This is a genomic window from Bradyrhizobium sp. Ai1a-2 (genome assembly GCF_000426245.1).
Taxonomy (GTDB): Bacteria; Pseudomonadota; Alphaproteobacteria; order Rhizobiales; family Xanthobacteraceae; genus Bradyrhizobium.
This window is the reverse complement of record NZ_AUEZ01000039.1, coordinates 25,871-38,359: the sequence shown is the minus strand read 5'-3', so window position 1 is coordinate 38,359 and position 12,489 is coordinate 25,871. Positions and strand designations below refer to the sequence as shown.

Below are 12,489 nucleotides of genomic sequence, written 5' to 3'. Positions count from 1 at the left end.
CCCCCTGCGCGATTAGCCGATCGCCTGGCGAATGGCGCCCTGCCGCCGGAAACAAGCTTCAGAAGCACCGGAATCTGGCGGCGGGCCCGTCACCAGCCGCTCGAACAGGCCGGTCAGCATGCTCACGCGAGCCAGCCTGCGGTCATGCTTGCTCCCGTTCCGGTTGCTGCGAGGTTGGCCGCGTTGCGCCACACGAAATTCACGCCTGACGATACGAACATTCGCGCTCGCGCCGCATTGTCCCTGCGCCACATTTCAAGGAACCCAACATGCGCACAAATCTGCTGTTGGCACTGTCGATCGGCGCATTGGCGCTGTCGCTTTCCGCCTGCAATGATCCGCAGGACACCAAGACCGTCGCGCAGAGCTACGGGGCGTCGCCGGCGCTGCCGCCGCCAGAACATTCGCTGATCCCGACCGTCGACATCGCCACGCCGAATCCGTGGCCCGCCGGCACCAAGCCGACCGCCGGCAACGGAATGGCCGTCAACGCGTTCGCGAACGGGCTCGATCATCCGCGCACGGTCTATGTATTGCCGAATGGCGATGTGCTGGTGGCCGAGAGCAATGCGCCGCCAAAGCCGGACGACGGCAAGGGCATCAAGGGCTTCATCTACAGGCAGGCGCAGAAATGGGCCGGCGCCGGCGTGCCGAGCGCCAACCGCATCAGGCTGCTGCGCGATGCCGATGGCGACGGTGTCGCCGAAACCCGCAGCATTTTCCTGAAGGACCTGAATTCGCCATTCGGCATGGTGCTCGTCGGCAATGACTTCTACGTCGCCAACTCCGACGCGATCATGCGCTTCCCCTATGGCGAGGGAGACACCAAGATCGACGCACCCGGCGCGAAGCTCGCCGACCTGCCCGCCGGCACCCTCAATCATCACTGGACCAAGGACCTGACCGCGAGCCCCGACGGTAGCAAGCTCTATGCGACCGTCGGCTCTAACAGCAATGTCGGCGAGAACGGCATCGAGGCCGAAACCAATCGCGCCGCGGTGCTCGAAGTCGATCGCGGAAGCGGCGAGTGGCGCGTCTTCGCCTCCGGCCTGCGCAACCCCAACGGGCCATCATGGAATCCGCAGACCGGCGAACTCTGGGTCACCGTCAACGAGCGCGACGAGATCGGCAACGACCTGGTGCCCGACTACATGACCTCGGTGAAGGATGGCGGCTTCTACGGCTGGCCCTACAGCTATTTCGGTCAGCATGTCGACAGCCGCGTCGATCCGCAACGGCCGGACCTGGTCGCGAAGGCGATCGTGCCGGACTTTGCGCTCGGCGCACATACCGCCTCGCTCGGGCTCACATTCAATACTGGGAATCTTTTTCCGCCTGACATGGCGGGTGGCGCCTTCATGGGCCAGCACGGCTCGTGGAATCGGAAGCCGCGCTCCGGCTACAAGGTGATCTTCGTACCGTTCGCGAATGGCAAGCCCGCAGGGCTACCGAGGGATATCCTGACCGGCTTCCTCAACGACAAGGGCGAGGCCCAGGGCCGTCCCGTCGGCGTGCGCATCGCCAAGGACGGCGCGCTGCTGGTGGCCGATGACGTCGGCAACACGGTCTGGCGCGTGACGCCGGCGACGCATTCGGCGGCGAAATAGCGGGCGGATCGACCTTGACGCTTTCGCGCGAAGTGGAAACCGGTTCGCGTGCAGAACCGAATTTGCTCTAGGCCGACCGAGTTCCTACTGTGGCTTTGTTGCACGCGAACGCAAACATTACCCGCGGCAGTCGCATCCTCGCCCAAAAAGCTTCTCGGTGCCGCCACGAATTCGGTTCACCAAGCCTCAACCATACTTGGGGAGATGGTTATGCGGGCGACCAGACTATCTGCGCCGGTGGTGTCCACTGACGCCACGGCAGAGATCAACCGGCTTCAGCATGAGCTGGCCGGCTTCAATGAGCGAATCACCGAGCTGGAAAGACAGCATCCCGAGGCTTCAAAGCTGGAGGCGCTGAGGGCGAGCGCGTTGCTGCTGGCCCGGCAAATCGATGAGCTGCGCTGTTCGAGCTCGACCGACCTGACCGAGCTGCTCGCGAAGTAGGTCGGCGGGGTTCGGACGAGAGCGTTTTCGAGCGAAGTGGACACCGGTTCGCATAGCAATCAAGTTTACGCAGATTGCGTAGACTTATCTGCGTAGAAAACGCGTCAAAACAAGAATCTAGAGCTTCGGTTCTGATTCAATCAGAACCGAATATGCTCTAGTCAACCTTGCTGGCCGGCCGCCATTTGCGCGGCCTTGGGAAGCGCCGGACGTCGCGTCCCGAAATAGGCAACGCGCGCCTCTTCGGCCAGCCGGGACGTTCGCCGGATGTGCAGCAGGTCTTTTCGGGAGACAAGGCCGACAAGCTGCATCGTACCGAACTCGACGATCGGAACGCGGCCAACGCCTTCGGTCGCCATGCGATCGGCCAGCCGGGAAACGGGCTCATCCGCGTATCCCACGATCGGCGCATCGTCCGACAAGCGGTCGCCGAGGGTATCATTGTTGGTTGGTTCTTCCAGTCGCCATCGCAGGATATCACCCCTGCTGACCATGCCGACGACGCGTCTATCCGTGGTCAGGATCGGATAGGACTTGTGGCGCGGATCATCTGTCGAGAAGAAGTTGATCGCCTCTTCCATGCCCATGTCGGCCGGAAGCGTTTCGACCTCGCGCACCATGACTTCACCGACGCGCAGCAGCTCGAAAGGATCGATGCCGTATTCGCGCACGATGTGCTGGCCGCGCCGGGCAATCTTCTCGGTCAGGATCGATCGCTTGAGCATCAGCACGGTCACGGCATAGGCCGCTCCGGTCGCGATCAACAGTGGCACCAGAAGCGCAAAATCGCCGGTCAATTCCACGGCGAATAGCGCCGCGGTCAATGGCGAGCGCATGGTGCCGCCCATCATCGCCGCCATGCCGATGAGTGCCCAGGCACCGGTATCGCCGGGCAGATACTGCCCTTCGAGCCATCCGAGGCAACCGCCAAAGATGAGAAGCGGCGCCAGCACACCGCCGGAGGTGCCCGACGCAAGCGCGACGATCCAGATGATCGACTTGACGATGAGGATGAGTGCGACTTGCCTCGCAGTGACATGGCTTGCGAGCAGGTCGCCGATCACATCGTAACCGACCGCAAGCGCCCTTGGCTCGATGAGGCCGCCGAGACCGACGGCCAGTCCGCCAAGCGCCGGCCACCACATCCAGTGGATGGGTAGAGCACCAAAGAAATCCTCGAATTTGTAAAGAAGGCCGGTCAGCAATCCCGATTGCAGTCCGGCGACGATACCGACGCCGGCGCAGACGACAAGCCCCCAGCCCGACACCGCGAGCGTCCCGGACAACGGGAATAGCGGCCCGGATCCGAGCAGGTACGGCCGCAAGGCGATCGAGACCGCGCAAGCGGTGATGACCGGGATGAGGCTGCGCGGCTTCCATTCGAACAGCAGCAATTCGACTGCCAGCAGCACTGCCGCGACCGGCGTGCCGAAGATCGCGGTCATGCCGGCGGTCGCGCCGGCCACAAGCAGGGTCTTGCGCTCGGCCGCGCTGAGGCTGAAGCATTGGGCAAACAGCGAGCCAATCGCGCCGCCCGTCATGATGATCGGTCCTTCCGCACCGAACGGGCCGCCCGTCCCGATCGAAACGGCCGACGAGAGCGGCTTGAGGACGGCCACTTTCGGCGACATGCGGCTCTCGCCGATCAGGATCGCTTCGATCGCTTCGGGGATGCCGTGGCCGCGAATCTTCTCCGAGCCGAAACGGGCCATCAGCCCGATCACCACCCCGCCCAGGACTGGAGCGGCGACCATCCACCAGTCGGGCTTCACCTCGGCGAGGGAACTGGCATGGGTGCTGATGGTCTGGAACCAGACCAAGTTGGTGACGAGCGCAATCGCATTCAGCAACACCCAGGCCCCGGCAACACCGCCCGCGCCGACGACCGCGGCCATGGCGACGAGCACCAGCACACGCGGGTCGGTGGTGAAATCGCCCAGGCGCGGCCGCGACCCGGCCGAACGCAGATGATGCATGCAAAATTCCCTCTTCTTGCCCGCGGCGCGGCCGCGGTCTCGTGCTGCAACGCCTATACCGCGCTGCAAATAGATCGTACTACGATATATTTTGAAGGGTGGCCATGACGCGAACGCAACAGGCCGAAAGCGAGGCTTGAGCGCTCGAACGCCGAGTCCGGCCTTTCACCGCCATGCGATCTGTGATTGATGAGCGTTGAGCGCAATCGAGAACATCCCGTGACCACCCAAACCAGGATCAGACGGCTGGTGAAGCGGCCGGTCTCAAAGGCAGCGGACGAGGTTCGGACCGTCGACTACCACGCGCTGGCCCGATTCCGGTACGAACTGCGAAGATTCCTCGCCTTCAGTGAGACCGCCGCCCGCAAGGAGAAGCTGACGCCGCAGCAGCACCAGGCATTGCTGTCGATCAAGGGCTTCTCACATGACAAGCCAGTCTCGGTCGGCGACCTGGCGAAGCTTCTCCTGATCCGGCATCACACCGCAGTCGAGTTGATCGATCGGATGACAAAGCTCGGCCTGATTGCTCGCGCTGCTGATCCCGACGACAGGCGGCGCATCCTGGTTCGGTTGACTGCAAAGGGCGAGCGCCGCCTGCGTAAACTATCCAGGATCCACTTCGAGGAATTGAGCGCGAGCGGCGAAGCCCTCATGGACATGCTGCAGCACTTCCGGCAATCCGGACACGGTTGACCTGGCTGCGGCAACCGGCGGCGACGATCTGCCCTAAGGCTCAGCCGGGCGCGCTGGTCAAAGGCTTCCATGCCGCGAGCGCCGCGTGCGCAACGCGTTCCAGCTCCCGCCGTGTCGCGCCGTCGCGTGCCTGGATCGACATGCCCTGTTGCACGGTGACGTAGTATCGCGCGATCGCCGCGAGATCGGCCTCTGCTGATATCTCGCCGGATACCACGCCCTCCTGGAGCCGCAGCCGCAGATCCTCGACATTCTTCGCGCGCATCGCGATCAGTTCGCGCCGCACCGATTCGGACTGCTCGGTCTCGTGCAGCGCCGACAGCACCACCAGGCAACCCGGCGGCCGGTTCCGGCGCGTGAACGCCCTCGCCGTCTGCATGAGATAGCTTTCCACCGCCTCATAGGCGGTAGGCGCGCGCGCGATGCCACCCCAGATCTCGGGCCCCTGGATCGCGCGATACAATTGCAGCGCTTGCCGGAACAGTTCTTCCTTGCAGCCGAAGGCCGCATAGAGGCTTGGCGAAGCGATCCCCATCGCCGTCGTGAGATCGGTCATCGAGGCCCCGTCATAGCCCTTCACCCAAAACACCTCCATGGCGCGCGCGAGCGCCGCATCCTTGTCGAAGCCCCTGGGGCGACCTCGCTCGACCATTCGTCCACCCTATTTCTGTGTCGTTCACTAAATTAATGCGCTTGACGGCCCGACGCAACGGGCGCTATTTCTGTATCAATCGACACACAAATGGAGATGGAACATGAGCGCATTGCAGGGAAAGCGGGCGTTGGTAACCGGCGCGAGCCGCGGGATTGGCGCTGCGATCGCAAGACGGCTCGCCGCCGATGGCGCGAACGTTGCAATCACCTATGAACGTTCGGCCGACAAGGCGCAGGCGGTGGTCGCCGAGATCGAGCGATTGGGCCGGCGGGGACTTGCGATCAAGGCCGACAGCGCCGATGCCGCCGCGGTCAAAGCCGCCGTGGATCAAGCCGCGAGGGCGCTTGGCGGCCTCGATATCCTCATCAACAATGCCGGCATCGCCAGGGGCGGACCGATCGACCAGCTGAGCCTTGAAGACATCGATGCGACGCTCGCGGTCAACGTGCGGGCGGTGGTGGTCGGATCGCAGGCGGCGGCAGCGCACATGGGCGAAGGCGGCCGCATCATCTCGATCGGCAGCAATCTCGCGACCCGCGTGCCCAGTCCCGGTCTAAGCCTCTACTCGATGAGCAAATCCGCGCTGATTGCCTGGACAAAAGGCCTGGCACGCGATCTCGGCGACCGCGGCATCACGGTCAACATCGTGCATCCGGGCTCGACCGACACCGACATGAACCCCGCGGAAGGCGAACAGGCGGCCGCCCAGCGGGCGCGGATGGCGATCCCCCGCTACGGCAAGGCGGACGACGTCGCAGCGCTGGTCGCATTCGTGGCCGGGCCAGAGGCGCGCTCGATCAACGGGGCGGAATTTACCATTGACGGCGGCGCCAACGCGTGAGCGGCCACCCCGCATCGGCAGCGGGCGGATCGGGCACCAGTTGAGACAGACGCCGCCGGGACACTGTATTTCAAGCCCGGCGGCGCAGTTTTGTGAACCACCAAACGCTCAGACCGCGCTGATTGAAAGCTTCATAAAGGCGTCAAGCAACGACGGTATTTCCGTAGCTTCAAAATTGACTTCTTTTGCAGATAGATGCTCGGTGACCGACGAGAAAGCGTAGGTCAATCGCACGCATCCACGGGGCTTGAGAGACTGCTGCTATAAGAGCATCGCTGTCGCCACAGCTCGGTGGTTCTTATTGTGCCGGAGAGGAGTCCATGAAGCTCATCTATGCTGGCCTACTGTTCGCTGCAGTATTCTGCCAATCTGGCGACCGCTGTCATGCCCAGCAGGGCTCGTTGGGGCCTACCGATGTAGACGGCTTCTATCAGCCTCCAGCGGAAGCCATCCCTTCTCTTCCGCAACAACGGACGACCCGCAAGCGGTCCAAGGCCGAGACGGAGCAGGGTTCGGCGTCAAAATCCACGAACTGGGAGGAAGAAGCAGCGCGCCAGCAAGCTGATGACGATCAGCTCAAGCGCAAACTGAATATCTGCCAGAATTGTATTTCGCCAAACCAGAAAGGCAAACCGGCAGGCTTTTAGTCTGTGAAGCCCGTCCGCTCGCGGTCAGCCCGGCTGGAGCGTGATGCGTTTTCGTTGAATCGGCCCGTCCACGCGTTCACCTCTCCCGCTTGCGGGAGAGGTCGGCGCGCAAGCGCCGGGTGAGGGCTCTCTCCACGCAAAAGAACAGCACGACTCGCGGAGACACCCCCACCCCAGCCCTCCCCCGCAAGCGGGGGAGGGAGCGCAGCCTCCAGCGAGGATGCAATTCAACCTGATCTCATCGCGCTCTGGTCAACTTATCGCGAAGATGGGCATGCGCTCGCCGACACCGCGGAGCGCGATCATCTGAGGTTGGGCATCCACCCCGCGCGACGAAATGAGTCGGGCCGATTCCGGATCTTGTACGACCGCCTGGGTGGCGAAGATGCTGTCGCCGGTGGCCAAGGCCTGCACCCGCGACGCGATGTTCACCGTCTGGCCGAAATAATCCTGCCGGTCGTTCAGGTTCACCGCCAGGCATGGCCCCTCGTGGATCCCGATCTTCAGGATCAGTTCCTCCGCTCCCCGCCGGACATTCAGCTGCCGCATCGAATCGCGCATTCTCAGGGCGGCGGAGACGGCGCGGTGCGGCACCGGGAAGGTCGCCATGACGGCATCACCGATGGTCTTGACCACGGCGCCGGATTCAGACGCCACGATTTCGTTCAGGATCTGGAAGTGTGAGCGCACCAGATCATAGGCGACGAGGTCGCCGACCCGATCGTACAAGTCGGTCGACCCCTTCAGGTCGGTGAACAGGAAGGTCAGGCTCATGATCTTGAGCCGCTGCTCGACGTCAAGGGTCTCCGTCCGATAGAGGTCGCGGAATGTCTGGTTCGTCAGCAGTCGCTTGGCGGTTAGGAACGGGCGGCGACCGCCGATCAGCCGTTCCAGCTCCGGGCCCGTGACATAGACGCCGACCAGGACCCGGCGCTGCGTCCGGTTGTCCAGCAGAAGACGCAATGGCCCCGGAGACAGGGTCACGCGGCTGAGGCCGGTAGGCGGGTTCATGAAGATCATCGAGAGCTCGCGGCGGTCCGCCGTCGGCTCGCCTGAGGTCTCGATCAAATGGGCACTATGGGTCACCGGGTCGAAGACGATCACGGGCTGCGTCGGCAGTTGCAGAGATAGGATCATCCGGTCGCCGGCCTGCAGCTCGATCGTCTCCAACAGAGCCTTACGAGCGAGCTCGGCGAACACGTCCGGCTCGGGGAAGACAACCCCCGTCCCGAAAAAGACTTGCCGGTGATAGTCCCAGAAGCCGAGTTCGTTTGGAGAGTGGGCGGCGATGCGGCGAACCCGGGGGCTGACGGTGAAGCTGACCTCCACCGTTTCGTCCAGCACCGGCTCGCTCGCCACCCCGCAGAAAGCGCAATGGTAATCCTCTCTCTGCACGCTTCGCAGCGTCGCGTTGGCGCCGAGGATGCCGCCGCAACTCGGACATAGAATGTTCCAGGACATCTCGAACAGGCCCAGCCGCGACGCGTGCAGAAGGGCAGCAATGACCTTTGCCTCGTCCAGCCCCGTGGCGGCGGCGAAGGCTACGGCATTGACCCGGGCCAGTTCCTCGCCACGGCCATTCTGGACAAGATTATCGACGGCATCGACCACGACAGGGTCGGCAGAGCGGCGCAAGGCGTCCAAGAGGGTGTCGCTATCCTGCATGTGCGGAGCATACCCCAATTATCCCGGCGATGGCGCTTCTATGTTGATTTCCGGCGCAGATAAATATCTGGACGACACTGGACCGCTAGGGTCGAAGTGCGTCGATCGCGTGGGCTATGAGAATACCAACGCTCAATATAATCAGACATGAAATTGCTGCATCAAACATGCCTCTAGTGGATGATCTCACGCCCGATCAGTCAAAAAGATTCGACCGCGGGGAAACGTTTCCGGCACTGTTGATGCGTCTGCGCCACAACGCGCGTCGCGCGAGACCAAGCGAGTGTTACGTAGGCTTGAACACGATCAAAATTGTCGTTTCCCCTTCCGAATGGTGGCGGCTACGACCGCGGTCGACAGGTTCTGATCGATGACGGCGCCAAAGGCGCTCACCCGGAGCGCAATAGGTCAGTACAATGGCAACAAGCCCATTGAAGGCGAGCCAACCCGCAATGACCTCGAAAAAGGTTACAGTGTAGTCCACACTACCACCCATCAAGCCGTCGCACGCTGAGGTAGGCCACAACCTCTTTGTGTCGTTATGGTGGTCACAAAGAATGTAAATTGTGATCGGGGACTAACGGTGCCGAAGGGCCACAGGAAATTTCGCGCTCTCTCGGCGCGCTGGTCGGCAGCGCCGCGACGCGCGGTTGGTAAAGCCCGGTCAGCCGCCTAACTTATGACCAGGGCTCCAAATCGAGGTCGACATGGATTTCGCCGCAGTCACCGCGTTCGTGCATGCGGCCGAACTGAAGAGTTTCACGGCGGCCGCAGCCAAGCTGAATCTGACAGCCTCCGCAGTAAGCAAGGCGGTCTCGCGTCTGGAGACAGAGGTTGGGGTTCGGCTCATGAACCGCACGACGCGCAGCTTGAGCCTCACGGCTGACGGCGAGGCATTCCTTGGCCGGTGCCGGAACGCATTGGCCGAGCTCGAAGATGCCCGCGAGATGCTGGCCCGGACCGGGGCCGCGCCACGCGGCCTCCTGCGTATCAGCCTGCCGCTCGCATATGGACGACTGGTTGTCGTGCCTGAGCTCACGACTTTGCTCGCTTGCCACACCGAGCTCTTCATCGAAGCAAGCTTTTCGGATCGCCGTGTCGACCTGATCGAGGAGGGTTACGACCTCGCGATCCGAATCGGCGAGCTTCCCGACAGTCGACTGATCGCTCGCCGGATCGATACCGCACGGTTCGTTGTCTGTGCCTCGCCCGGTTATCTGGCGCGCGCGGGTCGCCCAGGAGATTCCGCGGCGCTCAGGGAACACACGTGCATCATGTGTCGCTCAACATCGGATGGACGCATGCACGCCTGGCGCTTGCCAGGCCCCGATGGAGACGTTCGGGAAATTATTCCGGAAGCGCGCCTGATAGCGGATTATGGAGAAGCACTCGTCAATGCCGCGCTGGCCGATGCGGGGCTGATCTATATCCATCGCTATATGGTGGAGCCGCTCCTCATTGAAGGCCGGCTGGAAATCGTCTTGGAAGACGACGCGCGCGATGCCCAAGGTGTGTTTGCACTGTTTCCGCAGACCAAATCACTGTCACCCCGAGTGCGGGCCGTCGTCGATCATCTTGTGCGCGGCGCGGCAGTTCGCAAAGCGACGCCCGATTGATCGGCGTTGTTCTTTTGCCGGCTCGGTCCTCAGTCTCTTACCTTGCTATGATGCAGCAGCAGCGGTGATTGATTAGCTTCCCTGCGATCCTTTCAGTTGTGAATGGCATTCCGGAATGAGGAATCCACCACCGCAGAGCCTCGAAAGTCGGCTTTCAGCACGTCCAAATGGCTTCTTACGGAGTCTCTCGGGACTTGAAGGCTCGGATAGCGGAATCACGTGATTGTCCGCATCGCCGAAACCCGACTAGCATCGAGACAGCAGACAAGCTGGACGTACCTTCCGCTCGGCTGGCTCAGCAAAAGTGCAGCAGGAGACAACCATGACCCAGTTCGAAGATTATAAGAGCAAATATTCCAATATCCGGATGGAGCGTAGCGACGGAGTTTTGGAGATCACCTTCCATACGAATGGAAAGACCCTGGTGTGGGGCAGCGGTCCGCATAGTCAGCTCGGGGCGGCCTTCCATGACATCGAAAGGGACAAGGAGAACAAGATCGTCATCATGACCGGCACCGGCGATGCCTTCATCGAAGAGATCGACTCGTCCACGCTTGGCAAGCGACTTCCCAGGAGCGAAATCGAACCGACCACCTGGCACCACATCTATCGCGATGCGAAGCGTCTTCTGATGGACCTTCTCGATATTGAAGTCCCGGTCATTGCGGCCGTGAACGGCCCCGTCAACATCCACGCCGAGATCGCGGTGCTGAGTGACATCGTGCTCGCGTCCGACACCGCGGTCTTTCAAGATGCTCCACATGTTCCGAACGGGCTTGTTCCTGGAGACGGAGTTCACGTCATCTGGCCGCATCTGCTCGGGATAAATCGCGGCCGCTATTTCCTTTTGACAGGCCAGCGTTTGTCGGCGCAGGAGGCACTCAAGCTCGGCGTCGTCAACGAAGTCCTCGCCGCAACCGAACTGCTGCCGCGCGCCAGGCAGCTTGCGCGGCAACTTCTCAAGCAGCCGCCTCTCACGCTTCGCTATGCGAGAGTGGTGATGGTGCAGGAGCTCAAGGAGATGATGCTGAAGCATCTGAGCCACGGCCTCGCGCTTGAAGGCCTCGCAGCACATGAGTATTGGCCGGAGAGCTGATTTCCGCGCGAGCCAGTGCATGCCCTCGGCAGCCATGCATTGGCGGCAGTGATAGCTGCTATACCCTGAAATGCTTGGAGAGCTTCAGGCCCTGGGCCTGGTAGTTCGAGCCGATGCGCTGGCCGTACATCGCATCCGGCCGGGCGAGCATCTTCTCGTAGACGAGGCGGCCGACGATCTGGCCGTGCTCGAGGATGAACGGCACCTCGCGCGAGCGTACCTCCAGCACGGCGCGTGCGCCCTGCCCGCCGGCGCCGGCATAGCCGAAGCCCGGATCGAAGAAGCCGGCATAGTGCACGCGGAATTCGCCGACCAACGGATCGAACGGCACCATCTCGGCGGCGTAGTCCGGCGGCACCTGCACCGCTTCCTTTGATGCGAGGATATAGAACTCGCCGGGATCGAGGATCAGGCTGCCGTCGGCGCGCGCGCGGATCGGCTCCCAGAAGTCATCGATCTGATAGCCGCCGCGGCGATCGACGTCGACGACGCCGGTGTGGCGCTTGGCGCGATAGCCGACGAAGCCGCCGGAATTCTCGCCCGAGAGATCAACCGAAACCGCGACGCCATCGGTGAGATCGGCATCGTCGATATCGACCAGGCGTTCGGCGCTATGCAGCGCGTCGAGTTCGTCGGCATTGAGGATGGCATCGCCGGTGCGGAAGCGCACCTGGGACAACCGCGAGCCTTCGCGCACCAGGATCGGAAACGTCTTGGGGCTGATCTCCGCATAAAGCGGGCCGTGATAGCCGGCGCCGATCATGTCGAAACGACGCGTGCCGTCGGCGATCACGCGGGTGAAGACGTCGAGCCGCCCGGTCGAGCTCTTCGGGTTCGCAGCCGCGATGATCTCCGGCGGCAGCGCGAGGCTCTCGAGCAGCGGCACGATGTAGACGCAATTGGTCTCCAGCACCGCGCCGTCGGCGAGGCCGATCTCGTGCAATTTCAATTCATCGATGCGCTCGGCGACGGTGGCGTCGGGACCGGGGAGAAAGCTCGCGCGCACGCGATAGGCGATGTCGCCGAGACGAAGGTCGAGGCTCGCAGGCTGGATCTGGCTCTCGACAAAGGGATAGGCCGGCAGGATCAGGCCCGCATCCGCCATCGCCGCGATCATGCGGTCGGGCAGGATCCCATTGGCATCGTCTTGCAGCACGAACGACACGGACGCAGTCCCTCAAGACGGCTTGGAGCCATAAAAGGCCCAAAACATGGATTTTACCGGTTAGCCGATGCCCGCCTTGACGGA

11 protein-coding genes are annotated in these 12,489 nt (G+C 62.6%); 7 read left to right on the top strand and 4 right to left on the bottom strand.

Translation table 11 applies throughout. From position 1 onward, the window contains the following. Positions 1-269 precede the first annotated feature (269 nt). Both K288_RS0123670 and K288_RS0123665 read left to right on the top strand, forming a co-directional pair. Positions 270-1,607, top strand: a complete 1,338-nt coding sequence (locus K288_RS0123670; protein ID WP_027581799.1) for a sorbosone dehydrogenase family protein — start codon at positions 270-272, stop codon at positions 1,605-1,607. Between the two features lie 210 nt (positions 1,608-1,817). Further along, positions 1,818-2,051: a hypothetical protein gene (locus K288_RS0123665; RefSeq protein WP_027581798.1), complete on the top strand. Its 234-nt coding sequence runs from the start codon at positions 1,818-1,820 to the stop codon at positions 2,049-2,051. Positions 2,052-2,212: 161 nt separating this feature from the next. Here K288_RS0123665 and K288_RS46355 read toward each other — a convergent pair whose 3' ends face one another. After that, positions 2,213-4,027 (bottom strand): chloride channel protein, encoded by a 1,815-nt coding sequence (locus K288_RS46355; protein ID WP_051334687.1) that lies wholly within the window; start codon positions 4,025-4,027, stop codon positions 2,213-2,215. Positions 4,028-4,264: 237 nt separating this feature from the next. Between K288_RS46355 and K288_RS0123655 the strand changes: the two genes are divergently transcribed. Then, positions 4,265-4,720 carry a MarR family transcriptional regulator gene (locus K288_RS0123655; RefSeq protein ID WP_244443231.1) on the top strand — a complete coding sequence of 152 codons (456 nt, stop codon included), beginning with the start codon at positions 4,265-4,267 and terminating at the stop codon, positions 4,718-4,720. A gap of 40 nt (positions 4,721-4,760) precedes the next feature. Here K288_RS0123655 and K288_RS0123650 read toward each other — a convergent pair whose 3' ends face one another. Further along, entirely contained in the window at positions 4,761-5,372 is a 612-nt protein-coding gene (locus K288_RS0123650; RefSeq protein WP_027581796.1) for a TetR/AcrR family transcriptional regulator, read from the bottom strand. Between the two features lie 103 nt (positions 5,373-5,475). Between K288_RS0123650 and K288_RS0123645 the strand changes: the two genes are divergently transcribed. Beyond that, complete coding sequence (locus tag K288_RS0123645) at positions 5,476-6,216, top strand: SDR family NAD(P)-dependent oxidoreductase (protein ID WP_027581795.1); 741 nt, start codon at positions 5,476-5,478, stop codon at positions 6,214-6,216. Positions 6,217-6,536: 320 nt separating this feature from the next. Next, positions 6,537-6,863, top strand: a complete 327-nt coding sequence (locus K288_RS52585; RefSeq protein ID WP_027581794.1) for a hypothetical protein — start codon at positions 6,537-6,539, stop codon at positions 6,861-6,863. Positions 6,864-7,115: 252 nt separating this feature from the next. On the opposite strand, the gene K288_RS0123635 is transcribed toward K288_RS52585, so the two are convergent. Then, a complete protein-coding gene (locus tag K288_RS0123635; RefSeq protein ID WP_027581793.1) occupies positions 7,116-8,528 on the bottom strand; it encodes an adenylate/guanylate cyclase domain-containing protein in 1,413 nt (470 codons plus the stop codon). A gap of 707 nt (positions 8,529-9,235) precedes the next feature. Between K288_RS0123635 and K288_RS0123630 the strand changes: the two genes are divergently transcribed. Next, on the top strand, positions 9,236-10,144 hold the full coding sequence (locus K288_RS0123630; protein WP_027581792.1) for a LysR family transcriptional regulator: 909 nt from the start codon (positions 9,236-9,238) through the stop codon (positions 10,142-10,144). Positions 10,145-10,466: 322 nt separating this feature from the next. Continuing rightward, positions 10,467-11,240, top strand: a complete 774-nt coding sequence (locus tag K288_RS0123625; protein ID WP_027581791.1) for an enoyl-CoA hydratase/isomerase family protein — start codon at positions 10,467-10,469, stop codon at positions 11,238-11,240. A 58-nt stretch (positions 11,241-11,298) separates the two neighbouring features. Here the strand turns inward: K288_RS0123625 and K288_RS0123620 are convergent, their stop codons facing one another. After that, entirely contained in the window at positions 11,299-12,405 is a 1,107-nt protein-coding gene (locus K288_RS0123620) for a 2'-deoxycytidine 5'-triphosphate deaminase (RefSeq protein ID WP_027581790.1), read from the bottom strand. Between the last annotated feature and the right edge of the window lie 84 nt (positions 12,406-12,489).